The sequence below is a fragment of the Kocuria sp. CH-021 genome (genome assembly GCF_049716185.1).
Lineage (GTDB): Bacteria > Actinomycetota > Actinomycetes > Actinomycetales > Micrococcaceae > Kocuria > Kocuria cellulosilytica.
Window position 1 is genome coordinate 1 of record NZ_JBNAFK010000010.1, and the last position, 24,042, is coordinate 24,042.

The window sequence follows — 24,042 nt, forward strand, 5'->3', positions numbered from 1 at the left end:
CGCTGATGGCCATGACGGTGATGCTCCAAAGGAGGGTGGTGCCCCGGTGCGGGGCGGGGTGGGTGGAACGGTCGTGGTGCGGGCCGGGGCCCGGCCCGCACCACGGTCCTCGGTGGTGCCCGGGTGCGGCTCCTGCTCAGCCCTCGCTCAGCGGGGCCAGCCCCGGGTACAGCGGGTGGTCCGCGGCCAGCTTCCGGACGCGTGCCCTGAGGCCGGTCAGCACGGCCGGGTCGGCGCTCGCCGTCCCGGTGCCCTCGGCTCCGGAACCCTCGGCGGCGGCGTCCGCCCCGGCGATGAGGGTCTCGGCGATGATGTCGGCGACCTCGGCGAAGGCCTCCGCGTCGAAGCCGCGGGTGGCCAGCGCGGGGGTGCCGATGCGCAGTCCCGAGGTGACCATCGGCGGGCGCGGGTCGAAGGGCACGGCGTTGCGGTTGACGGTGATCTCGACCTGGGCGAGCAGGTCCTCGCCCTGCCGGCCGTCCAGCGCCGAGCCCCGCAGGTCCACGAGGACCAGGTGCACGTCGGTGCCGCCGCTGACCACGCTGATCCCGGCGGCCGCCACGTCCGGGGACAGGAGGCGTTCGGCGAGGATCCGGGCGCCCTCGAGGGTGCGCTCCTGCCGGGCGCGGAACTCCTCGGTCGCGGCGATCTTGAACGCCACGGCCTTGCCGGCGATCACGTGCTCCAGGGGCCCGCCCTGCTGGCCCGGGAACACCGCCGAGTTGAGCTTTTTGGCGATCTCGGCCTCGTTGGACAGGATCAGGCCGCCGCGGGGCCCGCCGAGGGTCTTGTGGGTGGTGGAGGTGACCACGTGGGCGTGCGGCACCGGGCTGGGGTGCAGCCCGGCGGCCACGAGGCCGGCGAAGTGGGCCATGTCGACCATGAAGTAGGCCCCGACCTCGTCGGCGATGGCACGGAAGGCGGCGAAGTCCAGCTGCCTCGTGTAGGCGGACCAGCCGGCGATGATCAGCTGCGGGCGGTGCTCCCGGGCGAGCCGGGCGACCTCGTCCATGTCCACCGTGCAGCTGCTCTCCTCCACGCCGTAGGGCACGACCTGGTAGAGCTTGCCGGAGAAGTTGAGCTTCATGCCGTGGGTGAGGTGCCCGCCGTGGGCGAGGTTCAGGCCCAGGATGGTGTCCCCGGGCTTGATCAGCGCGTGCATGACCGCGGCGTTGGCCTGCGCCCCGGAGTGCGGCTGGACGTTCGCGAAGCCGGCGCCGAACAGGTCCTTGAGGCGGTCGATGGCCAGCTGCTCGATCACGTCCACGTGCTCGCAGCCGCCGTAGTAGCGGCGCCCCGGGTAGCCCTCGGCGTACTTGTTGGTCAGCACGGAGCCCTGGGCCTGCATCACGGCCACGGCGGTGTGGTTCTCCGAGGCGATCATCTCCAGGCCCTCGCGCTGCCGGCCGAGCTCCTGGTCGATCTGCGCGGCGATCTCGGGGTCGAGCTCGGCGAGGTCCGCGTCCAGGGTCCCGAGATCCTGCTGCGTTCCCGGGTGCGTGCTCATGCCTGTTCCTCCTGGGCCTGCGCGTACTGCTCGGCGGTGAGCAGCTCGCCCTCCTCGGTGACCTCGACGGTGAACAGCCAGCCCTCGCCGTACGGGTCCGAGTTCACGAGACCGGGCTCGTCGACGACGGCCGCGTTGACCTCGGCCACGGTGCCGGAGACCGGGGCGAAGAGCTCCGAGACGGACTTGGTGGACTCCACCTCGCCGCAGACCTCGCCCGCGGTGACGGTGGCGCCGGCCTCGGGCAGGTCGAGGTAGACGACGTCGCCGAGGGCGTCGACGGCGACGGCGGACAGGCCGACCTTCACGGGGGAGGACTCGTCCACCCATTCGTGCTCGGCGGAGTAGCGCAGGTGGGAGGGGATGGTGCTCATGATCGGGAGCCTTTCAGCAGGAGGGGACGACGGGTGGTGGAACGGGGTGCCGAAGCCGGCCGGGTCACTGCCCGCGCTGGTAGAAGGGCAGGGACACGACCTCGAACGGCGCCGGCTTGCCGCGCAGGTCGACCTGCACCTCCGTGCCCGGCTCGGCGTGAGCGTTGTCGACGTAGCCCATGGCGATGGGGTAGCCCAGGGTCGGGCTCAGCGCCCCCGAGGTGACCTCGCCGACGACCTCGCCGTCCACGCTGATCGGGTAGTGGCCGCGGGCCGCGCGCCGGCCCGCGCCGCGCAGGCCGACCAGCTTGCGCTCCGCCCCGGCGGCCTTGCGGGCCTCCAGCGCCGTGCGGCCCACGAAGTCCTCCTCCTTCTTGAAGGAGACGATCGGGCCGAGCCCGGCCTCGTAGGGGGTGAGCTCCCGGGTGAGCTCCTGGCCGTAGAGCGGCATTCCGGCCTCCAGGCGCAGGGAGTCGCGGCAGGCGAGCCCGCAGGGGATCAGTCCGTGACCCTGTCCGCTCTCCAGGAGCGCCCGCCACAGCGCCACGGCCCGGTCCTCGGGCACGTAGAGCTCGAAGCCGTCCTCGCCGGTGTAGCCGGTGCGGGCGAGCAGCACGTCGATGCCGGCGACGGTGGCCGGTGCGGCGGAGTAGTACTTCAGCTCGGCGACCAGCTGCTGCTGCTCGGCGGGGACCAGCTCCTGCAGGACCGCCTGCGCGGACGGCCCCTGCACGGCGACCAGCGCGGTCCCGGCGGACTCGTCGGCCACGGTGACGTCGAAGCCGGCGGCCCGCTCCTGGAGGGCGGCGAGCACGGTCGGGGCGTTGCCGGCGTTGGGCACCACCAGGTACTCGTGCTCGGCCAGCCGGTAGCTGATCAGGTCGTCGATGATCCCGCCCTCGGGGGTGCAGATCAGCGAGTACTTGGCCCGGCCCACGGCGATGGCGGCGAGGTTGCCCACCAGGGCCGTGTTCAGGAAGGTCGCCGCGTCCGGGCCGGTCACCCGGATCTCGCCCATGTGGGAGAGGTCGAACAGGCCGGCGGCGCCGCGCACGGCGCGGTGCTCGGCCAGCTCGGAGCCGTACTTCAGGGGCATGTCCCAGCCGCCGAAGTCCGTGAAGGACGCCCCCAGCGCGGCGTGCTCGTCGTGCAGGGCGGTGTGTCTCGAGGTGGTGCTGTCGCTCATGTCGGTGCCTCTCATGAAAGTGCGGTGCGGTCCGTGGCGGTGCGGCGCCGGATCAGTTCTCGAAGGCCTCGGGGGCCGGGCAGGAGCAGACCAGGTTGCGGTCCCCGGCGGCGCCGTCGATGCGGCCGACCGGCGGGAAGTACTTGTCCTGGCGCAGCTCCGGGACGGGGAACGCGCCCTGCTCGCGGGAGTAGCGGCGGTCCCAGTCGCTCGCGGCCACGACCTCGGCGGTGTGCGGGGCGTGGCGCAGCGGGCTCTCCTCGGCGGTGAGCTCGCCGCGGGCGACCTGCTCGATCTCCTCGCGGATGGTGGTCATCGCGGTGATGAACCGGTCGATCTCGGCCAGGTCCTCGGACTCGGTCGGCTCCACCATCAGGGTCCCGGCCACCGGGAAGGACAGGGTCGGGGCGTGGAAGCCGAAGTCGATCAGCCGCTTGGCCACGTCCTCGGCGGTCACCTTGGTGCGGGCCGTGAGCGCCCGCAGGTCCAGGATGCACTCGTGGGCGACCAGCCCGTTGTTGCCGGTGTAGAGCACCGGGAAGTGCTCGTTCAGCGCGGAGGCGACGTAGTTCGCCGTCAGCAGCGCCGTCTGCGTGGCCCGGGTGAGCCCGTCGCCGCCCATCATCGCGATGTAGGCCCAGGAGATCGGCAGCACGCCGGCCGAGCCGAACATCGTGGCCGAGATCGGGGCGCCGGCCGCACCGGCGGTCCCGGTGCCCGTGGCGTCGCCGGGCAGGAAGGGGGCCAGGTGGGCGGCCACGGCCACGGGCCCGACGCCGGGTCCGCCGCCGCCGTGCGGGATGCAGAAGGTCTTGTGCAGGTTCAGGTGGGACACGTCCCCGCCGAACTTCCCCGGCTGGGCCAGGCCGACCAGGGCGTTGAGGTTGGCCCCGTCGAGGTACACCTGGCCGCCGGCCTCGTGAACGGCGTCGCAGACCTGGCGCACGTCGGCGTCGTAGACCCCGTGGGTGGAGGGGTAGGTGATCATGATGGCGGCCAGCTGCTCGCGGTGGGCCTCGATCTTGGCGGCGAGGTCGGCGTGGTCGATCGTGCCGTCGCCGGCCGTCTTCACCACGACGACCTTCATGCCGGCCAGGACCGCGGAGGCGGCGTTGGTGCCGTGGGCCGAGGCCGGGATGAGGCAGACGGTGCGCTGCTCCTCGCCGCGGGACCGGTGGTAGCCGCGGATGGCCAGCAGGCCCGCGAGCTCGCCCTGGGAGCCGGCGTTGGGCTGGAGGGACACGGCCGCGTAGCCGGTGATCTCCTCCAGGCGGGCCTCGAGGTCGGCGATCAGCTCGCGCCAGCCGGTGGTCTGGTGGGCCGGGGCCAGCGGGTGGATCGAGGCGAACTCGGGCCAGCTCATGGCGGCCATCTCGGCGGTCGCGTTGAGCTTCATGGTGCAGGAGCCCAGCGGGATCATCGTCCGGTCGAGGGCCAGGTCCCGGTTCTCCAGGCGCGTCAGGTAGCGCAGCATCTGCGTCTCGGAGCGGTGGGTGGAGAACACCGGGTGGGTGAGGAAGTCCGTGGTGCGCCGCAGCCCCGCGTCCAGCTCGAGCCCGCGCGGACCGGCGGCGACGGCCGCGGCCGCGTCCGCCACGCCGAAGGCCTCGGCGACGAGCACGAGGTGCTGCTCCGTGGTCGCCTCGTCGCAGGAGATCCCGACGTGGTCGGCGTCGACGTGGCGCAGGTTCACGCCGCGGGCCTCCGCCGCGCGGACCACCTGGTCGGCCCGGCCGGGGACCCGCACGGTGAGGGTGTCGAAGAACTGCTCCGCGACGAGCTCGTGACCGGCCCCCTGCAGCACGGTGGCCAGGGTCCGGGCGCGCTCGTGCACGCGCAGGGCGATGGCCTTCAGCCCGTCGGGGCCGTGGTACACCGCGTACATGCCGGCCACGACGGCCAGCAGCGCCTGGGCGGTGCAGATGTTGGAGGTGGCCTTCTCCCGGCGGATGTGCTGCTCGCGGGTCTGCAGCGCCAGGCGGTAGGCCGCCCGGCCCGTGGCGTCCTTGGAGACGCCCACCAGGCGGCCGGGGAGGTTCCGCTCCAGGCCGGTGCGCACCGCCATGTAGGCGGCGTGCGGGCCGCCGAAGAACAGGGGGACGCCGAAGCGCTGGGAGGAGCCCACCGCGATGTCCGCGCCCTGCTCGCCGGGCGGGGTGATGAGGGTCAGGGCCAGCAGGTCGGCGGCGACCGTGACCATCGCCCCGCGCTCCTTGGCCTCGGCGATCACCGCGGCGTGGTCGACGACCCGCCCGGAGACCCCGGGCTGCTGCAGGACCACGCCGGTGATCTCGCCCTCGGGCAGCCCCTCGCGCAGGTCCACGACCTGCACGGCGAAGTCCAGCGCCTCGGCGCGGGCCTGCACCACGGCCAGGGTCTGCGGCAGCGTGTCGGCGTCGACCACGATCGCGCCGTTGCCGCGGGCCTTGTTGGCCCGGCGCATCAGCAGCACCGCCTCGACCACCGCCGTGGCCTCGTCCAGCAGCGAGGCGTTGGCCACCGGCAGCCCCGTGAGGTCGGCGACCATGGTCTGGAAGTTCAGCAGCGCCTCCAGGCGCCCCTGCGAGATCTCGGGCTGGTAGGGGGTGTAGGCGGTGTACCAGCCCGGGGACTCCAGCACGTTGCGCAGGATCACCGGGGGCGTGTGGGTGTCGTAGTAGCCCTGCCCGATCATCTGCACGGCGGTGGTGTTGCGGTCCGCGAAGGCGCGCAGCTGCTCGAGCACCTCCTGCTCGCTGAGCGCCTCCGGCAGGTCCAGCGGGGCGCTCTGCCGGATGTCGGCGGGCACGGCGGCGTCGGACAGGTCGTCGAGGTCGGCGCGGCCCACCCGGCCGAGCATGGTGCGGACGGCGTCGGAGCCGGCACCGATGTGCCGGTCGGCGAAGACCGTGGTGGAGGACGTGGTGTCGAGCTGGATCGTCATGAGGAACTCCCGGGTGCTGCACGCCAGGTCGGCGTGGATCGGTTCGAGTTCCTCCCCGCTCTGTCTGGGACCTGAGAGATTCCGCGGCCGGGGGCCGCTTGCACCGTCGGTGAGACCGGCGACGCGCGCCGGGCTGCTTTCCAGAGTTGCCGAACCGTGGTGGTACAGGGGCCTGAGAGTTTCCTGGGGAGGAATTGCTCCTACGGCGCCCGCCGGTCGTGGTGCACCGGCAGGACTCTCCCACCACAGTTCATGGGCGTCTTCTGTACCTCAGGATAGCCGGATCCGGAAGGGGGTGTCCACCATCACGCGCCCGGCGGCTCAGCCCCGGACGGACCAGAAGCGGCGGTCGCGGTCCCACTGCACCGTGCCGCCGTGGGTCTTGCGGAACGCCGCGAGGACCTCCTTGCTGATCCCGGTGTGTCCGTTCTCCAGGGTCCGGACCCACTCGGGCCCGAAGGTCTCGGGGATGTCCTGGACAGCCTGGTCCTGGGACAGCCGTCCCTCCGTCCGGATGCGGTCGATCATCCAGTCGGCGATGTCCTGTGCGCTCGTCATGCCCCGAGCCTACGCGGGTCCGCGCCGCCGGGCTCCCGGTCCGGCGCTCAGGCCAGCTGCACCACGGTGCGGGCGTCCGCGTCCCAGCGGCGCAGGGCCACCGCGCGCAGCGGCTCGGGGTGCGGGGCCAGGACGTCCAGGGCGGCCGCCACCTGCTCCGGGCGCATCCGGCGCGCCAGGGTGACGTGCGGCGTCCAGGCACCGGGCTGCGAGGTGCGCGCCTGCCCGGGGACCGCGCCCACGGCGTCGCAGACCCGCCGGTGCAGCTCGAGCAGCTCGGGGGTGGTCACGACCTGCCGGACCACCACGTAGCCGCCCCGGCCCGGGCCGAACAGCAGCACGCCCGCGCTGGCCAGCGGCAGGTCCACGAACCCGGCGGCCGCGGCGACCCGCTCGTCGATCCCCGGCACGGTCTCCGGGGCCAGGGACGGTGCGGCCACCAGGGTGATGTGGGGCCGGTTGGACTCGGAGCGGTGCCGGCCGGAGCTGGGCAGCCCCGCCGCGGTGAGCCGGTCCCAGTCGGCGCGCACGGCCGCCTCGGCGTCCTCGCCGAGCAGCAGCTCCAGGCTGTGCATCGTCCACCTCCTCGCGCGTCGGCCGGAGGCCCCGCGGGTGCCGCTCCGGTGGACGCGAGTCTAGCGGGGCGTCCGAAGCGCTTGCCTATACTGGCCGGACGGCAACGGGAGGACCTCCATGACCGACATCGCGATCCGCTTCGCGGGCGCCGGCAAGACGTACCCGGACGGGACCACGGCCGTCGAGGCCCTCGATCTCGAGATCCCGCGGGGCTCGCTCACCGTGTTCGTGGGGCCCTCGGGCTGCGGGAAGACCACGTCCCTGCGGATGATCAACCGCATGGTGGAGCCCACCTCCGGCACCGTCACGGTGGAGGGCCGGGACGTGACGTCCGTGCCCGCCCACGAGCTGCGCCGTTCCATGGGCTACGTCATGCAGCAGTCGGGGCTCCTGCCGCACCGGACCGTGGTGGACAACATCGCCACCGTCCCGCGGCTCAACGGCGTGCCGAAGAAGCAGGCGCGGGAGCGGGCCCGTGAGCTGCTCGCCACCGTGGGGCTCGACGAGGCCCTGGGGACCCGCTACCCCTCCCAGCTCTCGGGCGGGCAGCAGCAGCGCGTGGGGGTGGCCCGGGCGCTCGCCGCGGACCCGCCGGTGCTGCTGATGGACGAGCCGTTCTCCGCCGTCGACCCCGTGGTGCGCCAGGACCTGCAGCGGGAGCTCCTGGACCTGCAGCACCGCCTGCACCGCACCATCGTGTTCGTCACCCACGACATCGACGAGGCGATCCTGCTCGGCAACCGGGTGGCCGTCTTCGCGACGGGCGGCCGGCTGGCGCAGTACGCCGCTCCGGAGGAGCTGCTGCGCGCGCCCGCCGACGACTTCGTGGCGGACTTCGTGGGCCGGGACCGCGGCTTCCGCTCCCTGACCTTCGACTCGGCCCACGACATCCCCGTGCACCCCGTGGCCACCGTGCGCCCGGACGGCGCGCCGGGCGTGGCCGGGGTCGGGGACGGTCCCGTCCCCGACGGGTGGACGCTGCGGGTCGACGACGACGGCGCCCCGCGCGGCTGGGTGCGGCCCGGCGCGGAGGACGATCCCGTGGTCGGCGGCACCCTGCACCGGCCCGGCAGCTCCCTGCGCAGCGCCCTGGACGCGGCCCTGTCCTCGCCGTCCGGCCTGGCCGTGGTCGTCGACGAGGCCGGCCGGGCGGTCGGGATCATGCAGCCGGGCGAGATCATCGCGGCCATCGAGGACGCGCGGCTCGGCGGACGGACGCGCCGATGAACTGGACGAGCCGGAACTGGCCCTACGTCCTGGAGCTCACGGGCACGCACCTCGTCCAGTCGGTGCTGCCGCTCCTGCTCGGCGCGCTGATCGCGGTCCCGGTGGCCCGGCTCGCGGCCCGCAACCGCACGCTGCGCCCGGTGTTCGTCACGGGCTCCTCGCTGCTCTACACGATCCCGTCGCTCACCCTGTTCGTGGTGCTGCCCCTGGTCCTCGGCACGCAGATCACCTCGGTGGTGAACGTGGTCGTGGCGCTGACCATCTACGTGGTGGCCATCCTGGTGCGCTCCTCCGTGGACGCCTTCGAGTCCGTGGACCGGGACGTGCTGCAGGCCTCCACCGCGATGGGCTACCGCCCGCTGCGGCGCTTCTTCGCGGTCGAGCTGCCGCTCGCCGTGCCGGTCCTGGTCGCCGGGCTGCGGGTGGCCTCCGTCAGCAACATCTCCATGGTCAGCGTGGGCGCCGTCATCGGGGTGCAGTCCCTCGGCACCCTGTTCACCGACGGGCTGCGCCGGTCCATCCTCGAGGAGATCGCGGTCGGCATCGTGCTGACCGTGGTCCTGGCCGTGCTCATCGACCTCGTGCTGCGGGGGGCCGGCCACGCGCTGACCCGCTGGCAGCGGGCGGGCGCGGCCCCGGTCCCGCGCGTGCGCCGGGGGGCGGTCGCATGAGCCTCTTCGGCACCGCCCTGGCGTGGCTGACCGATCCCGAGAACTGGTCCGGGGCCGGCGGCATCCCCGCCCGGCTCCTCGAGCACCTGACGTACAGCGGCATGACCCTGGCCGTCGCCCTGGCCGTGGCGGTCCCGCTGGGCCTGTGGGTGGGGCACACGGGGCGCGGGTCCGGCGTCGTCGTCGGCCTCGCGGGCGCGCTGCGCGCCCTGCCCACGCTGGGCCTGCTCACCCTCTTCACCCTGCTGCTGGGGCTCGGGCTGGTGCCGCCGATCATCGCGCTCGTCCTGCTGGCCGTCCCGCCGATCCTCTCGGGCACCTACGCCGGGATCGCGAACGTGTCCCCGGCCCTCAAGGACGCCGGGGCGGCGATGGGGATGACCGGGAGCCAGGTGCTGACCCGCGTGGAGGTGCCCAACGCGCTGCCCGTGATCCTGGGCGGGATCCGCAATGCCGCCCTGCAGGTAGTGGCGACCGTGACCGTGGTCGCCTACATCAACCTCGGCGGCCTCGGCCGCTACCTCATCGACGGCCTCGCGGTGCGCGACTACGACCGCATGCTCGGCTCCGTGGTGCTCGTGGCGGTCCTCGCGCTCGCCGTGGACGCCGTCCTGGCGCTGGCGCAGCGGCTGTCCACCTCACCGGGGCTGCGCCTGGCCGCCCCCTGACCGCCCGACCTCCCGTGCCACCGACCGACAGGAGAACCACCATGACCACCGCTCCCGCGCTCCGCCGCCGCGCCGCCGCCCCCGCCGCGGGCGCCGCCCTCCTCCTGGGCCTCACCGCCTGCGGGGGCGGCGGCGACCCCCTCGCCGGGGGCGGGGGCTCCGGGGAGGGCAGCACCGAGACCGTGACCGTGGGCTCGGCGGACTTCCCGGAGAGCCAGATCGTGGCGGAGCTCTACGCCGGGGCGCTGGAGTCCGCCGGGATCGGGACGGAGACGTCCCTGGGCATCGGGGCCCGCGAGGCCTACGTGGGGGCGGTGCAGGACGGGTCCGTGGACGTGGTCCCGGACTACTCCGGCAACCTGCTGCTCTTCGCGGACCCGGAGGCCACCGCGAGCTCCGCCGAGGAGATCATGGACGCCCTGCCCGATGCCCTCCCGGAGGGGCTCACCGTGCTGGAGCCGGCCGAGGCGCAGAACAAGGACGCGATGGTGGTCACCCCGGAGACCGCCGAGCAGTACGGGCTGACGAGCATCGCCGACCTGGCGGAGGTCTGCGACCAGCTCGTGATCGCCGGCCCGCCCGAGTTCGCGGAGCGGGCCTACGGCCTCGACGGCCTCGAGCAGAACTACGGGTGCGTGCCGAAGTCCTTCGAGCCGATCAACGACGGCGGCGGGCCCCTGACCGTCGAGGCTCTGCTCAACGGCGACGTGGACGTCGCCGACATCTTCACCACCACCCCGGCGATCGCCGACAACGACCTCGTGGTGCTGGAGGACCCGGAGAACAACTTCATCGCCCAGCAGGTCCTGCCGCTGGCCGCGGCGGACCGGCTGCCCCAGGAGGCGGTGGACGCCCTCAACGAGCTGTCCGGCAAGCTCAGCACCGAGGACCTCATCGACCTGAACCGCAAGGTCAGCGGCGACCAGCCGGTCAGCCCGGCCGCGGCCGCCGAGGAGTGGCTCTCCGCCAACGGCTACTGAGCCCGGCCGCCGGGCCCGCCCCGTGCCCCGGCCGCCGCGCCACCGGGGCACGGAGGCCGGGCGCTCCCGTCGGCGTGTGCGGGGGATGCCGGCGCGGCCGGCGACGACGGTGCCGTGGCGGCCGCGCTGCACAGGGTTCTCCACACGCACAGCGGCCCGTCCCGGAGGCCCGGGCGGCCGGCCGGCCCGCGACGGCGCGGCGCCGCCGGGCCCGCTCCACAGTGTCCCCAGGACTCGTCCACACCTGTGGACAACTCTGTGCACAGGGATGTGGAGGCACGCCCGGTCATCCGGTGAAAAGCCGGGGGCGCATCAGTATGCTGAGGGGCGGACCGCTCCCGCCCGCCGGCGGGGGACAGGATCCAGACCATCCGAGGGCTCGTCGTCAAGGAGGATCTCGAGTTCGGAGACCGCCTCACCCCAGGGGTGGACGACCGAAGGAGCAGTGTGCCGAACACCAGTACGCCCGGAATCCCGGGCCTGTCGCCGGAGAACCAGGCACGCGTGATCACCGCGTGCGTACGCCAGAAGGTGCAGGAGGGCCGGCCGGCGGACCTGCCGGGCACGGGGTGGGCGGACTTCGACCGCCGGTTCGACGAGCACTTCCCCCGGCTGACGCTGCTCTTCGCCGAGGTCTACGGCCACCGCGAGGACTTCCTCGAACAGCTGACCGGGCTCGGGCTGCAGCTGGCCCGCTCGTGGGCCGAGCGCCCCGACGACCTCAAGGCCCTGGACGCGCGGCGCGAGCAGGACCCCGCGTGGTTCGGCGCCCGGCAGATGCTCGGCGGGGTCTGCTACGTGGACCGGTACGCGGGGAACCTGCAGGGGATCCGGGAGCAGATCCCCTACTTCCGGGAGCTGGGCCTCACCTACCTCCACCTCATGCCCCTGTTCGAGGCGCCGGAGGGCAACTCGGACGGCGGCTACGCGGTGTCGTCCTACCGCCGCGTGGATCCGGCGCTCGGGACCATGGAGGAGCTCGCCGAGCTGAGCCGCGAGCTGCGCCGGAACGGGATCAGCCTGGTCCTCGACTTCGTCTTCAACCACACGTCCGACGAGCACGAGTGGGCGCGCCGGGCCGCCGCGGGGGAGCGGGAGTACGAGGACTACTACTGGATCTTCCCGGACCGCACCGTCCCGGAGCAGTTCGAGCGCACCACCCGGGAGATCTTCCCGGACGACCACCCCGGCTCCTTCACCCGGATCCGCGCCACCGAGGAGGACCCCCGGTGGGTGTGGAGCACCTTCTACTCCTTCCAGTGGGACCTCAACTACACCAATCCCGCCGTCTTCCGGGCGATGGCCGCCGAGCTGCTCTTCCTCGCCGCCCAGGGCGTCGAGGTGCTGCGCATGGACGCCGTCGCGTTCATCTGGAAGCAGCTGGGCACCACGTGCGAGTCCCTGCCCCAGGCCCACGTGCTGCTGCGCGCCTACAACGCGCTGTGCCGGATCGCCGCGCCGGCCGTGCTGTTCAAGTCCGAGGCCATCGTCCACCCGGACGAGGTCGCCCGGTACGTCGAGCCCGGCCAGTGCCAGCTCTCGTACAACCCGCTCCAGATGGCCCTGACCTGGGAGGCGATGGCCACCCGTGAGCCGAAGCTGCTGGCGCAGGCCCTCGAGGAGCGCCACGCCCTCCCGCCCGGCACGGCGTGGGTGGACTACGTGCGCGGCCACGACGACATCGGCTGGACGTTCTCGGACGAGGACGCCGCCCGGCTCGGCGTGGACGGCCACGACCACCGCCGCTTCCTCAACGCCTTCTACACCGGACGCCACCCCGGCAGCTTCGCGGACGGCGTCCCGTTCCAGGAGAACCCCCGCACGGGGGACTGCCGCGTGTGCGGGACCACGGCGTCCCTGCTCGGCCTCGCCGAGGACCCTGGGCCCGCGGTGGACCGCGTCCTGCTCGCGCACTCCGTCGCGATGAGCACCGGCGGCATCCCCCTCCTGTACCTGGGGGACGAGGTCGGCCAGCTCAACGACCCCGCCTGGAACGAGGACCCGGCCCACGCCGGCGACGCCCGGTGGGTGCACCGCCCGCCGCGGCCCGTCCAGGACTACGAGCGCCGCCACGAGCTGTTCTCCGTGCAGGGCCGGATCTTCGGGGGCATCCGCCGGATGGTCGAGCTGCGCCGGAACTCCCCGGAGTTCGACGGCAACACGCTCGTCCCGTTCGACTCGCGCAATCCCCACGTGCTGGGCTACCAGCGCCCCGGCGGCAACACCGTGGTGCTGTGCCTGGCCAACTTCTCCGACTGGTCCCAGTTCGTCACGGGCGAGACCCTCTCCGGGTTCCTGCCCCAGGCCGTCGAGCTGCACGGCAACACGGAGCTCGACCTGCGGCACGGACTGCTGCTCGACGCCCACGGGTTCCTCTGGATCCGCGTGGTCCCGAAGCACTGACCCCGTGAGCGCGTGGCTGGTGCTGGTGCTCTCGGGCGTCCTCGAGGCGGTGTGGGCCTCCGCGCTCGCGGCCTCGGACGGGCTGCGCCGTCCCGTGCCCGCCGCGGTGTTCGTCGTGACGTCCGCCGTGAGCCTGGCCGGCCTGGCCCACGCCATGGCCGAGCTGCCCACGGGCACGGCGTACGCCGTCTGGGTGGGCATCGGCGCGGCCCTGACCGTGGCCTGGTCGATGCTGACCGGCCGTGAGTCCGCGACCCCCCTCAGGATCCTGCTGGTGCTCGGCATCGTCGGCTGCGTGATCGGGCTCAAGGTTGTCGGCTGAGCCCGGGCCGGCCGTGCGGGACCGGCGCGCCCGCGCCTGGACCCTGCTGGTGCTCAGCGGGGTCCTGGAGGCGGTCTGGGCCACCGCGCTGGGGACGGCCGAGGGCTTCTCCCGGCCGGGCCCCAGCCTGCTGTTCGCCGTGTCCCTCGTGCTGAGCATGCTCACCCTGGCGCGCGCCGCCCGGGTGGTGCCGATGGGCACCGCCTACGCCGTGTGGACGGGCATCGGCGCCGTGCTCACGGTCGCGTGGGCGGCCGGCACCGGGCAGGAGCAGCTCTCCTGGGCGAAGGCCCTCTTCCTGGCGGGGATCGTCGCGTGCGTCGTAGGCCTGCACGCCGCCGACCGGCCGACCGGGGCGGAGCGCGGGTGAGCCGGGACCGCGGGGCGGGCGCACACCTCATGCTCGTGCTCACCGCCACGATGGCTGTGGGCCCGCTGCTGACCCACAGCCTCTCCGCGATGAGCCCCCTCGTGATCCAGGACCTGCAGCTCACGGAGACGCAGTTCGGGCTGCTCGCCACCACGACCTTCCTCGTGGCCGCCCTCACCGCGGTGCGCACGGGCCGCTGGGCGGACCGGCTGACCGCCCGCACCCTGCTGGTCGTGATGTTCGGCGGGGCCGCGCTGGCCATGCTGCTCACCGCCGCCGCGCCGGGCTACACCGTGCTGCTCCTGGCCATGGTGCTGTCGGGGCTCGGGCAGGTCATGGCCAATCCCGCGACCAACCGGCTCATCCGCCTGCACGTGCCCGCCGCACGGCGTGCGAGCTGGCTCGGGATCAAGCAGGCCGGCGTGCAGGCCTCACAGCTCGTGGCGGGTCTGACCTTCCCCGCGCTCGGCCTGCTGCTCGGCTGGCGCACCGCCGTCCTGGTGGCGGTGGGCGTGGTGCTGCTCCTGCTCGCGCACGGCTGGTGGACGGTCCCCGACAACCACGCGGGCACCCCGGCGGGGCGCCCGCCCCGGACGGCGTCCCGGTCCGGGACGGCACCGCGGTCCCGGACCCGGGCGGCCCTCACCTCCTGGGCGCCCCTCCGGTCCCGGGCCGCCCGCCGCTCCCGGAGCGCGCCGGCGCCCCCGTCCCGGCCCCCGATGCCCGGCGTCGTCCGCGCGTACGCGGCGGCCGCGGCCCTCACGGGGCTGGGGGCCCAGGCCGCCAACGTCTACCTGCCGCTGTACGCGCACCGGGAGCTGGGCCTCGACGTCGTCACCGCCGGGGCCACCGTGTCCGTCTCCGCGCTCGTGGGCATCGCCTCGCGCGTGCTGTGGGCCCGCGTGATGGACCGCCCGCGCGCGGACGGCTTCGTCCTGCTCGCCGGCATGGCCCTGGGGGCCGCGGCGAGCGCCGTGCTCCTGATCCTGGCACCCCTGCACCCAGGACTCGCGTGGGCCGTGTGGCCGGCGGCCGTCCTGCACGGAGGCGCGGCGCTCGCGGTGAGCGTGGTGGTGATGTCCGGGGCGATGCGCGCCGTGCCCGCCGAGCGGGTGGGGGCCTCCACCGGCGTGGTGACCATGGGTCTGTACGGCGGCTTCTGCGCCGGCCCGCTCGTCCTCGGCGGTCTGCTCCAGCTCACGGGCTCCTTCGCGGTGGGCTGGGCCGTGGTGCTCGCCGGCTACCTGGCCTGCGCGGGGCTCGCCGTCCTCGTGCGCTCGCGCGCACGCCGCTAGGACGTCCCCCGTCCGGGGGTGTGCCCGCCGGACCGCGCCCCGGTGACGTCCCCGTTCCGGCGGGCCGGGAGGCCCAGTGCGACTCTCCGTGACGTCCGGCACCGGCCTTCTCAACAGCTTCTCCACAGGCGTTGTCCACAGCGTGGATAACTTCCATTCGTGGAATTACGGCGTGGAACGCTCGGCGGAACCCGTCCTCACCTGCGACGGCGCGATTCCGGGCGAGCAGGGCGTACACGTGTTCGATCTTTGCACACGGTCCTCCACACCTGTGGACAACGTTCTCCACCCCCTGTGCACGCGGTGGGGGAGTGGCGCGGTGGACCACGGGTGAGGTAGTTGTGTGCACATGCGAATTCGATCCGTCCGTGCGCGACGCCCGTCCGAGCCGGGGGCGGACCCGACCGGGGACCAGGGGTCGCGGTGCTGACGGGCGCCACGACGTTCCGGCTGGTGGACACCGCGGTGGTCGCGGCGGATCCGCCGCTGGTGGAGCGCTTCCTGCTCGACCCCGGGTGCCTGCGCCGCTGGAACCCGATCCCGGAGCGGAACTACCAGGTCAGCACGGCCGTGCTCCAGCTCGGCACGTCGATCGAGTCCACGGTCCGCGTCGGTCCCCTCCGCTTCGGCTTCGTCAACATCGTCTCCGACCACGTCCCGGGCCGGCGCCTGGGGATGCGCACCACCAGGGGGCTGGTGGACCTGCTCGTCACCATCACCTGGGAACAGGTGGAGGGAGGCACCAGGATCGAGAAGGTCGTCGACGGACGGTTCACGGAGTCGAAGGCCTGGCTCTGGCCCCTGCTCGAGCCGGCCGCCCGCCGGAGCGCCCGCAACGCCCTGGAGACGCTCCGCCGGATGATCGAGACGGACGACTACGAGTTCACGGTCCCGTCCCAGCTGACCCCCCATCCGCCCCGCTGCCCGCTGGAGAGCCCGCCCGACTTCTTCTGAGCCCCCGGCCCCGTGCGCCCGGGAGCGCACCGTACGCTGGTGGCGGAACCTCCTTGACCCCCGCTCGCGCGCGGGACGAGGGTGGAACCACACGACAGCTATCGAAAGGACTCTCCTATGGCCGAGAAGTACACCCTTCCCGATCTCCCCTACGACTACGCGGCGCTCGAGCCCCACATCTCCGCGAAGATCATGGAGCTGCACCACGACAAGCACCACGCCACCTACGTGGCCGGGGCCAACACCGCCCTGGAGAAGATGGCGGAGGCCCGCGCGAACGGTGACGGCGCCGCCGCGGCCAAGCTGTCCAAGGACCTGCAGTTCAACCTGGGCGGTCACGTGAACCACTCGGTGTTCTGGCAGAACCTCTCCCCGGAGGGCGGCGACAAGCCGACCGGTGAGCTCGCCGCGGCGATCGAGGACCACTTCGGCTCCTTCGACGCCTTCCGCGACCACTTCACCTCCGCGGCCACCACGATCCAGGGCTCCGGCTGGGCGATCCTGGCCTACGAGCCCGTCGGCGGCAACCTGGTCATCGAGCAGATGTACGACCAGCAGAACGGCGTGCCGGTCGCCACCATCCCGCTGCTGCAGCTGGACATGTGGGAGCACGCGTTCTACCTCGACTACCAGAACGTCAAGGCGGACTACGTCAAGGCGTTCTGGAACATCGTGAACTGGGCCGACGTCCAGGAGCGCTTCGAGAAGGCGCGCACGGGGGGCCGGTCCATCATCTGATCCCCACCCCGCACCGTCGGCGCCGCGAGCCCGACCCGCGAGCAGAGCCCCCGGACCGCACGGTCCGGGGGCTCTGTGCGGTCCCGGGGTTCTGCGCCGTCCGGGCACCGCGGGGGCGCGGGGCGTCACACGAGCGGGAACCGGGTCCCCCCGGTGGGGCACAATGGCCGGGACCCTGTTCGCACTCAACGACGAGAGCACGAGGAACGCGCATGACCGACGAGAACCAGCAGCCCGGCCCGATCACGTCCGAGGAGATCTTCGCCAAGCACGAGGGCGGGAAGCTCTCCGTGGTCTCGAAGTCCCCGCTGGCCACCCGTCGGGACCTGTCGATCGCCTACACCCCCGGGGTCGCGGAGGTGAGCCGGGCGGTGGCCGCCGACCCGGCCATGGCAAACACCCACACCTGGGCCGGCCGGCTCGTGGCCGTGGTCTCCGACGGCTCGGCCGTGCTCGGGCTCGGGGACATCGGCCCGGCCGCGTCCCTGCCGGTGATGGAGGGCAAGGCCGCCCTGTTCAAGACCTTCGCCGATCTCGACTCGATCCCGATCGTGCTCGACACCCAGGACGTCGAGGAGATCGTGCGCACGGTCAAGCTGCTGCGCCCGTCCTTCGGGGCGGTGAACCTCGAGGACATCTCGGCCCCGCGCTGCTTCGAGATCGAGCAGCGTCTCATCGAGGAGCTCGACATCCCGGTGATGCACGACGACCAGCACGGCACCGCCGTGGTCGTCCTGGCCGCCCTGCTCAACGCCGCGACCCTGGTGGGCAAGGACCTGGAGGGCTTAAAGGTCGTGATCGCCGGCGCCGGGGCAGCCGGCATCGCGATCACCGAGATCCTGCTCGCCCAGGGGATCGCCGACGTGGTGCTGATGGACTCCCGCGGCATCGTCTCGCGGGAGCGCGACGACCTCAACGCGATCAAGGCCGGCTACGCGGCGCGCACCAACCCGCGCGGGCTGATCGGCGGGCCCAAGGACGCCCTGGAGGGCGCCGACGTGTTCGTGGGGGTCTCCGGCGGGACGATCCCGGAGGAGTACCTCACCGAGCTGGCGCCTGAGGCGATCGTGTTCGCCCTGGCCAACCCGGACCCGGAGGTTCTGCCCGAGGTGGCGGCGAAGTACGCCACGGTGGTGGCCACCGGGCGGTCCGACTTCCCGAACCAGATCAACAACGTGCTGGCCTTCCCCGGGATCTTCCGCGGCGCCCTGGACGCCGGGGCGGCCCGGATCACCCCGGTCATGAAGCTGGCCGCCGCGCAGGCGATCGCGGCGATCGCCGCCGAGGACGGCCTGACCGCGGAGCACATCGTGCCCTCGGCCCTGGACCCCCGGGTGGCCCCGGCCGTGGCACAGGCCGTGGCGGCGTGCGTGCAGGAGACCACGGCCGTCTGACCCGCTCCGCACCGGTGGCCCCGTGGGGCGGGACCTCCGTGCGGACCCGCGGGACGGGACGCCCGTGGCGCCTCGCGGGACAGGACACCCGTGCGGGCCCGGGCGACCACGGAAGGACGTGGTCGCCCGGGCCCGCACGGGTCAGGGCTCCGGTGCGCTCAGGCGTAGAACCGGTTGAGGAAGGTGGCGACCACGGCGGGCCGCTCCTCGCCCTCGATCTCGATGGTGCCGTCGGCCACGAGGTGCAGGCCGTTGCCCTTGACCTCCTGCACGTCGGTGATGGTCACGGTCATCCGGATCCGCGAGCCGACCTTGACGGGGGAGGTGAAGCGGACCTTGTCGAGCCCGTAGTTGACCTTGGTCTTCACGTCGGTGACGTCGAAGAGCTCGGACCACATCGGGATGAGCAGGGACAGGGTCAGGAAGCCGTGGGCGATCGGGGCGCCGAACGGCCCGTCCTTGGCGCGCTCGGGGTCCACGTGGATCCACTGGTGGTCATCGGTGGCGTCGGCGAACGTGTTCACCTGTTCCTGGGTGATCTCGCGCCAGGCGGAGTGCCCGAGGTTCTTGCCGACGAGGTTCTTGACCTCGTCGAAGGCGACGACGGTCTGGGGCTGGGTCCGTGCTTCGGTCATGGTGTGTCCTCCGTGGTGGTGTCCGTGGTGTCCGTGGTGTGTGCTGCGGGGCGGCTCAGACGAACGCGCTCCGCCCGGTGATCGAGCGGCCGACCACGAGCGCGTTGATCTCGTGGGTGCCCTCGTAGGAGTAGACGGCCTCGGCGTCGGCGTGGAAGCGGGCGACGTCGTGGGCCAGGGTGATGCCGTTGCCGCCGACGAGCTCCCGGGCCAGGGCGACGGTCTCGCGCATGTGCAGGCTGATCCACATCTTCGCCAGGGCGGAGTCCTCGTCCCGGTAGACGCCCTCCTGCTGCCGTTCGGCGAGCCCGGCGACCATGGTCAGGGACGCGGTGACGTTGCCGAGCATCCGCGCCAGCTTCTCCTGGACGAGCTGGAAGCCGCCGATCGGGCGGCCGAACTGCTCGCGCTCGCGCACGTAGCGCAGCGCGGCCTCGTAGGCGCCGGCCTGGATGCCGGTGGCGATCCACGCGACGTCCGAGCGCATGACGCGCAGCATCGCGGCGACGTCCTTGAACGAGTTCACGTTCCCGAGGCGCATGGACTCGGGCACCCGCGCGCCGTCGAGGTGGATGTCGGCGTTCTGCATCATCCGCAGGGACGTCTTGCCGGCGATCTTCTCCAGCCGCACGCCGGGGGCCTCGCGGTCCACGAGGAACCCCTTGACCTGCCCGTCGGCCTCGTCGCGGGCGAAGACGGCCAGGTGGTCGGCGGTGAAGGCGCCGCCGATCCAGCGCTTGGCGCCGGTCAGCACCCACTCGTCGCCCTCGCGCCGGGCCGTGGTGGCCAGCCCGCCGGCGATGTCGGAGCCGTGCTCGGGCTCGGTCAGGCAGAACACCCCGGTCATCTCGAAGGACGTGATCAGCGGATCCCACCGCGCGAACTGCTCCGGCGTGCCGCCCACACGGCAGGCCGTGCGGAACAGCCCGGCCTGGGCGGTGTAGAACGTCGCGACCGAGGCGTCGGTGCGGGCCAGCTCGAAGATCCGGAACCCGTGGTATAGGGACCGGGGCTGCTCGCCGCCGGCCGTGAGCTCGGGCGGGGTCATGAGGTCGAGGGCGTGCAGGGAGGGGGCCACCTGGTAGGGGAACTCCCCGGCCTCCCAGTACTCGGCCAGCAGCGGCCGCACCTCGTCCTCGAGCACCCGGCGCAGCCGGCGCAGGGGCGCCTTCTCGACCTCGGTCAGCTTTTCCTCGATCCCGTAGGGGTCGCAGTCGGCGTAGAGGCGGGTCGGCCCGGGCTGCGAGCTCATGCCCGCGCCCCGTCCAGGCCCAGCAGGCGCACCGCGTTGTCCTTGAGGATCTTGGGGCGGACCTCGTCGGTGAAGGACTGCTGCTCGAACGCGCCGAGCCACTTCTGCGGGGTGATCAGCGGGTAGTCGGTGCCGAAGAGCACCTTGTCCTGGAGCATCCGGTTGGAGGCCTTCACCAGCGACTCGGGGAAGTACTTGGGGGACCAGCCCGAGAGGTCGATCCACACGTTGGCCTTGTGGGTCGCGATGGAGTTGGCCTCCTCCTGCCACGGCACCGAGGGGTGGGCCATGATGACCTGCAGCTCGGGGAAGTCCGCGGCCACCGCGTCCAGCAGCAGCGGGTTCGAGTAGGCCAGCTTGATCCCGCCGCCGCCGGGCAGCCCAGCGCCCATGCCGTTCTGCCCGGTGTGGAACAGGGCCGGCACGCCCAGGGCCTGGATCGCCTCGTAGAGCGGGTAGAACCGCTCGTCGGAGGGATCGAAGCCCTGGAGGGACGGGTGGAACTTGAAGCCCTTGACGCCGTGCTCCTCGACGAGCTTCTTCGCCCGCTCCACCGACGTCCGCCCCTGGAGCGGGTCCACGGAGCCGAAGGGGATCAGCACGTCGTTGTTGCGGGCCGCGCCCTCGGCGATCTCCTCGATGGAGTTCGGCTCGTGGCCCAGGGCCGTGGTCGCGTCCACGGTGAAGACGACGGCGGCCATCCTCCACTCGCGGTAGCGCTCGGCGATGGTGTCCAGGGACGGGGAGCGGTCCTCGGACTTGAAGTACTTGGCCGAGGCCTCGGTGAGGGCCGAGGGCAGGGACGGGTGCCCGTGGTCGGAGCACTCGATGTGCACGTGCATGTCGATGGCGTCCAGGGACGCGAGGTCGAGACCGTATTCGTAGCGCATGCCGGTGCCTCCTAGGACTGCGGGGTCGCGGACTCGGGCTTGAGCTCCTCCGGCAGCGGGGGCAGGGTCTCGCCGACCGGCTGGAGGCTGCCCTCGATGAGCGCGGGGAACGCCTCGCGCAGGGCCTCGAAGCTCCAGCCGCCGTCGCGGTACTCGGTGACCACGGGGCGGGGGTGGCTGAAGACCTGGAGCCGGTCGCCGCCGGCGCCGATGGCCTGGCCGGTGATCTGCGCGGCGTCGTCGGAGGCGAGGTAGGCGATCAGGCCGGCGACGTCGGCGGCGTTGCCGAAGCCGAGGTCCTTGCGGAAGAAGTCCGGCATGGGCTCGCCGCGGCGGTCGGCCTCGACGGCGGAGGCGAAGAACGGGATGGTCTCGGTCATGGCGGTGGCGGCCACGGGGATGACGGCGTTGGCGGTGACGCCGGCCTTCTTCATCTCCAGGGCCCAGGTGCGGACCATGCCCACGATCCCGGCCTTCGCGGCGGCGTAGTTGGTCTGGCCGAAGTTGCCGTACTGGCCGGTGGGGGAGCCGATGGCGATGATCCGCCCGGGGACCCCGTTCTCCTTGAAGTACCGGTAGGCCTCGCGGGCGCAGGTGAAGGTGCCGCGCAGGTGCACCTGGATGACCAGGTCGAAGTCCTCGTCGGTCATCTTCAGCAGCGACTTGTCGCGCAGCACGCCGGCGTTGGCCACGAGGACGTCGAGGCGGCCGAAGGCCTCCACGGCGCCGTTGACGAGGGCGGTGGCGGTCTCGGTGGAGCCCACCGGGGCGACGACGGCCACGGCCTGCCCGCCGGCGGCGGTGATGGAGGCGACGGCGTTCTCGGCGGTCGCCTGGTCGACGTCGTTGATCACGACGGCCGCGCCCTGGCGGGCGAGCTCCTGGGCGTAGGCGAGCCCCAGGCCCTGGCCGGAGCCGGTGACGACGGCGACCTTGCCGGCGAGAGGGGCGGTGCTCGGGGAGGTGGTGCTGTCCTGTGCCATGGGATGGCTCCTTCGCTGACGGTGCTTCGCTGGTCGGCAGCGGACGGGGTGACGCCCGTCACTGCTCCGGGTTCGTCACCATTCCACCGCCATTCGTTGAAAATGTCAATGGTTAAGAAGTTCCATCTATGCTGGGGGCACGGACTCCGTAGACTGGGGTCCCCGGCCCCAGGAGAGACGCTATGACCACGCCCACCGACCCGTCCGCCGGTCTCGAGCGCCTCCTCGGGGCCGAGCTGACGGCCGAGCCGGTCTTCCTGATGGCCCGCGCCGCGTCCACGGGGTCCTCGGCGGCCAACAGGAAGCTTGCCCAGCTGGAGCTGAAGGTGCGCCACTACTCGGTCCTGGCGCTCGCCTGCGGCGAGGAGCAGCTGACCCAGCGCGAGCTCAGCCAGTTCCTGGTGCTGGACCCCAGTCAGATCGTGGCCATCCTCGACGACCTGGAGCGGCGCGGCGCGGTGGAGCGCCGGACCGACCCGCGGGACCGCCGCTCGAAGATCATCGCGCCCACCGCGGCCGGCCGGGAGCTGTACGACCGGGCCAGGGCCCTGGTGGAGACCTCCACCGCGGAGTCGCTGTCCCCGCTCTCCCCGGCGGAGCGCGAGGAGCTGTCCCGGCTGCTGAGGAAGGTGGCCTTCTGAGCGCGGCCCCTCCCGCACCCGCCGCGGCCCCCGCCTGACCGGTCAGGCGGGGGCCGCGGCGCGTGCGACGGCGTGGGTCAGTGCTCGTGGGTCTCCAGGTCGAAGTCCTTGGACTCCCGGGTGAGCAGGATGAACACCGCGCTGACCGCGGCCATCCCGGCGAGGTACCAGACCACGGGGGCGATGGCCTGCCCGGAGGACGCGTAGATCGAGGCGAGGATCGTCGGGGTGAAGCCCGCCCCGATCAGGGTGGCGAACTGGTAGCCCAGCGAGGCCCCGGTGTAGCGCGCGGACGTGCCGAACTGCTCGGAGATGAACGCCGCCAGCGGTCCGTAGATCGCGGCGTGGCAGGCCAGCCCGATGGTGAAGGTCGCGAAGATCAGCAGCACGTTGCCGGTGGCCAGCCACGAGAACATCGGGAGGATCAGGGCGATGAACAGCGCCAGCCCGACGACCATCACCGGGCGCCGGCCCAGCTGGTCGGACAGGCGGCCCATGCCGACCACGAAGAACACGCTGAGCACCGAGGCGAGGGCGAAGGCGTAGAGGACCGGCTGCCGGTCGGCGCCGCCCTCGACCGCGTAGGCGACCGCGAAGGTGGCCAGGAAGACCTGCAGGGCGAACCCGGAGGCTCCCGCGAGCATCGTGTAGATCAGGGCGCGGGGCCGGCGGAGCACCTCCACGATGGGCACCTTGCGCTTGACGGTGGGGCCCTCCGCGGCCTCCTTGGCCAGGGCGGCCTGGAAGATCGGGCTCTCGGACACCTGGGCGCGCACGAAGACGCCCACGCCCAGCAGCAGCACGGACAGCAGGAACGGGACGCGCCAGCCCCAGGCGAGGAACTGCTCCTCCGGCATGGCGGCGAACAGGCCCAGGACGAAGGTGCCCAGCGCGGCGCCGGTGGGCGCTCCGGCGTTGGTGAAGGACGCGGCGAACCCGCGCCTGCCCTTGGCGGAGTGCTCCAGGGCCATCAGGGCGGCTCCGCCCCACTCGCCGCCCACGGCGATGCCCTGGCAGACCCGCAGCAGGATCAGGACGACCGCTCCCCAGGAGCCGATGACGGCGGCGCTGGGGATGAGTCCGATGAGCGTCGAGGCGATGCCCATGATCAGCATCGAGATGATGAGCATCTTCTTGCGGCCCAGGCGGTCGCCGAAGTGGCCGAAGACCGCCCCGCCCAGCGGGCGGGCCAGGTAGCCGGCGGCGAAGGTTCCGTAGGCCGCGATCGTGCCGGCCAGCGGGTCGAGGTCGGTGAAGAACACGTAGGGGAAGACCAGCGCGGAGGCCGAGGCGTAGAGCAGGAAGTCGTAGAACTCGATGGTGGAGCCGAGGTAGCTCGAGAAGATGACCTTGCGCGCCTCTCGGTTCCTGGTGCGGGCGTCCAGGGACGCCAGGGTGTCGGGTGCTGCTGACATGGCGGGTCCTTGCTCTGGGGCGGAAAGATCTGGGGCGGAAAGAGTGGGCGCGGCACCGGGGTCGGGCGCCGGTGCGGTGA

General features: G+C 72.8%; 23 protein-coding genes and 1 riboswitch. Of the genes, 12 read left to right on the plus strand and 11 right to left on the minus strand.

The window, feature by feature from the left end:
- Window positions 1-136 precede the first annotated feature (136 nt).
- The 6 genes from glyA to ACPYN7_RS09235 form a co-directional block, all read right to left on the minus strand.
- Complete coding sequence (gene glyA / locus ACPYN7_RS09210; protein ID WP_424347444.1) at window positions 137-1,507, minus strand: serine hydroxymethyltransferase; 1,371 nt, start codon at window positions 1,505-1,507, stop codon at window positions 137-139.
- A complete protein-coding gene (gcvH, locus tag ACPYN7_RS09215) occupies window positions 1,504-1,881 on the minus strand; it encodes a glycine cleavage system protein GcvH (RefSeq protein ID WP_058873331.1) in 378 nt (125 codons plus the stop codon). Before gcvH ends, glyA begins: the two co-directional genes overlap by 4 nt.
- Window positions 1,882-1,945: 64 nt before the next feature.
- On the minus strand, window positions 1,946-3,067 hold the full coding sequence (gene gcvT, locus ACPYN7_RS09220) for a glycine cleavage system aminomethyltransferase GcvT (RefSeq protein ID WP_424347445.1): 1,122 nt from the start codon (window positions 3,065-3,067) through the stop codon (window positions 1,946-1,948).
- 52 nt (window positions 3,068-3,119) lie between these two features.
- On the minus strand, window positions 3,120-5,990 hold the full coding sequence (gene gcvP / locus ACPYN7_RS09225) for an aminomethyl-transferring glycine dehydrogenase (protein ID WP_424347446.1): 2,871 nt from the start codon (window positions 5,988-5,990) through the stop codon (window positions 3,120-3,122).
- A 150-nt stretch (window positions 5,991-6,140) separates the two neighbouring features.
- A riboswitch (glycine riboswitch) is annotated at window positions 6,141-6,243 on the minus strand.
- 68 nt (window positions 6,244-6,311) lie between these two features.
- Window positions 6,312-6,548 (minus strand): DUF6953 family protein, encoded by a 237-nt coding sequence (locus ACPYN7_RS09230; RefSeq protein WP_058873334.1) that lies wholly within the window; start codon window positions 6,546-6,548, stop codon window positions 6,312-6,314.
- A 47-nt stretch (window positions 6,549-6,595) separates the two neighbouring features.
- Complete coding sequence (locus ACPYN7_RS09235; protein WP_058873335.1) at window positions 6,596-7,123, minus strand: 2'-5' RNA ligase family protein; 528 nt, start codon at window positions 7,121-7,123, stop codon at window positions 6,596-6,598.
- Between the two features lie 118 nt (window positions 7,124-7,241).
- On the opposite strand from ACPYN7_RS09235, the gene ACPYN7_RS09240 reads away from it, so the two are divergent.
- From ACPYN7_RS09240 to ACPYN7_RS09290, 11 genes are all read left to right on the plus strand, one after another.
- Window positions 7,242-8,351, plus strand: coding sequence for an ABC transporter ATP-binding protein (locus ACPYN7_RS09240; protein ID WP_424347447.1), 1,110 nt, complete (start codon window positions 7,242-7,244; stop codon window positions 8,349-8,351).
- Window positions 8,348-9,022 carry an ABC transporter permease gene (locus ACPYN7_RS09245; protein WP_368824372.1) on the plus strand — a complete coding sequence of 225 codons (675 nt, stop codon included), beginning with the start codon at window positions 8,348-8,350 and terminating at the stop codon, window positions 9,020-9,022. The genes ACPYN7_RS09240 and ACPYN7_RS09245 overlap by 4 nt, the downstream gene beginning before the upstream one ends.
- A complete protein-coding gene (locus ACPYN7_RS09250) occupies window positions 9,019-9,690 on the plus strand; it encodes an ABC transporter permease (protein WP_058873338.1) in 672 nt (223 codons plus the stop codon). The genes ACPYN7_RS09245 and ACPYN7_RS09250 overlap by 4 nt, the downstream gene beginning before the upstream one ends.
- Before the next feature lie 41 nt (window positions 9,691-9,731).
- Entirely contained in the window at window positions 9,732-10,670 is a 939-nt protein-coding gene (locus ACPYN7_RS09255) for an ABC transporter substrate-binding protein (RefSeq protein ID WP_424347448.1), read from the plus strand.
- A 447-nt stretch (window positions 10,671-11,117) separates the two neighbouring features.
- Window positions 11,118-13,073, plus strand: a complete 1,956-nt coding sequence (locus tag ACPYN7_RS09260; RefSeq protein WP_424347449.1) for an amylosucrase — start codon at window positions 11,118-11,120, stop codon at window positions 13,071-13,073.
- Window positions 13,074-13,077: 4 nt separating this feature from the next.
- Complete coding sequence (locus tag ACPYN7_RS09265; RefSeq protein WP_058873341.1) at window positions 13,078-13,395, plus strand: DMT family transporter; 318 nt, start codon at window positions 13,078-13,080, stop codon at window positions 13,393-13,395.
- Window positions 13,385-13,765: a DMT family transporter gene (locus ACPYN7_RS09270; RefSeq protein WP_424347450.1), complete on the plus strand. Its 381-nt coding sequence runs from the start codon at window positions 13,385-13,387 to the stop codon at window positions 13,763-13,765. The genes ACPYN7_RS09265 and ACPYN7_RS09270 overlap by 11 nt, the downstream gene beginning before the upstream one ends.
- Window positions 13,762-15,060, plus strand: a complete 1,299-nt coding sequence (locus ACPYN7_RS09275) for an MFS transporter (RefSeq protein WP_424347451.1) — start codon at window positions 13,762-13,764, stop codon at window positions 15,058-15,060. Before ACPYN7_RS09270 ends, ACPYN7_RS09275 begins: the two co-directional genes overlap by 4 nt.
- Window positions 15,061-15,483: 423 nt before the next feature.
- A complete protein-coding gene (locus ACPYN7_RS09280; protein WP_058873343.1) occupies window positions 15,484-16,014 on the plus strand; it encodes an SRPBCC family protein in 531 nt (176 codons plus the stop codon).
- Window positions 16,015-16,131: 117 nt separating this feature from the next.
- Window positions 16,132-16,752 (plus strand): superoxide dismutase, encoded by a 621-nt coding sequence (locus ACPYN7_RS09285; protein WP_058873344.1) that lies wholly within the window; start codon window positions 16,132-16,134, stop codon window positions 16,750-16,752.
- A gap of 212 nt (window positions 16,753-16,964) precedes the next feature.
- Window positions 16,965-18,146, plus strand: coding sequence for an NAD(P)-dependent malic enzyme (locus ACPYN7_RS09290; RefSeq protein ID WP_424347452.1), 1,182 nt, complete (start codon window positions 16,965-16,967; stop codon window positions 18,144-18,146).
- A gap of 158 nt (window positions 18,147-18,304) precedes the next feature.
- Here the strand turns inward: ACPYN7_RS09290 and ACPYN7_RS09295 are convergent, their stop codons facing one another.
- The 4 genes from ACPYN7_RS09295 to ACPYN7_RS09310 are packed head-to-tail and all read right to left on the minus strand — an operon-like array spanning window position 18,305 to window position 21,906.
- Entirely contained in the window at window positions 18,305-18,781 is a 477-nt protein-coding gene (locus ACPYN7_RS09295; protein WP_058873346.1) for a MaoC family dehydratase, read from the minus strand.
- Between the two features lie 55 nt (window positions 18,782-18,836).
- On the minus strand, window positions 18,837-20,033 hold the full coding sequence (locus tag ACPYN7_RS09300) for an acyl-CoA dehydrogenase family protein (RefSeq protein ID WP_058873347.1): 1,197 nt from the start codon (window positions 20,031-20,033) through the stop codon (window positions 18,837-18,839).
- Entirely contained in the window at window positions 20,030-20,923 is an 894-nt protein-coding gene (locus ACPYN7_RS09305) for an amidohydrolase family protein (protein ID WP_058873348.1), read from the minus strand. The genes ACPYN7_RS09300 and ACPYN7_RS09305 overlap by 4 nt, the downstream gene beginning before the upstream one ends.
- An 11-nt stretch (window positions 20,924-20,934) precedes the next feature.
- Window positions 20,935-21,906, minus strand: a complete 972-nt coding sequence (locus ACPYN7_RS09310; protein ID WP_424347453.1) for an SDR family NAD(P)-dependent oxidoreductase — start codon at window positions 21,904-21,906, stop codon at window positions 20,935-20,937.
- Window positions 21,907-22,088: 182 nt separating this feature from the next.
- Between ACPYN7_RS09310 and ACPYN7_RS09315 the strand changes: the two genes are divergently transcribed.
- Entirely contained in the window at window positions 22,089-22,547 is a 459-nt protein-coding gene (locus ACPYN7_RS09315) for a MarR family winged helix-turn-helix transcriptional regulator (RefSeq protein WP_058873350.1), read from the plus strand.
- A gap of 77 nt (window positions 22,548-22,624) precedes the next feature.
- On the opposite strand, the gene ACPYN7_RS09320 is transcribed toward ACPYN7_RS09315, so the two are convergent.
- The gene (locus ACPYN7_RS09320; RefSeq protein WP_058873351.1) at window positions 22,625-23,962 is read right to left on the minus strand and encodes an MFS transporter; all 1,338 of its coding nucleotides are present in this window, start codon (window positions 23,960-23,962) and stop codon (window positions 22,625-22,627) included.
- Window positions 23,963-24,042 lie beyond the last annotated feature (80 nt).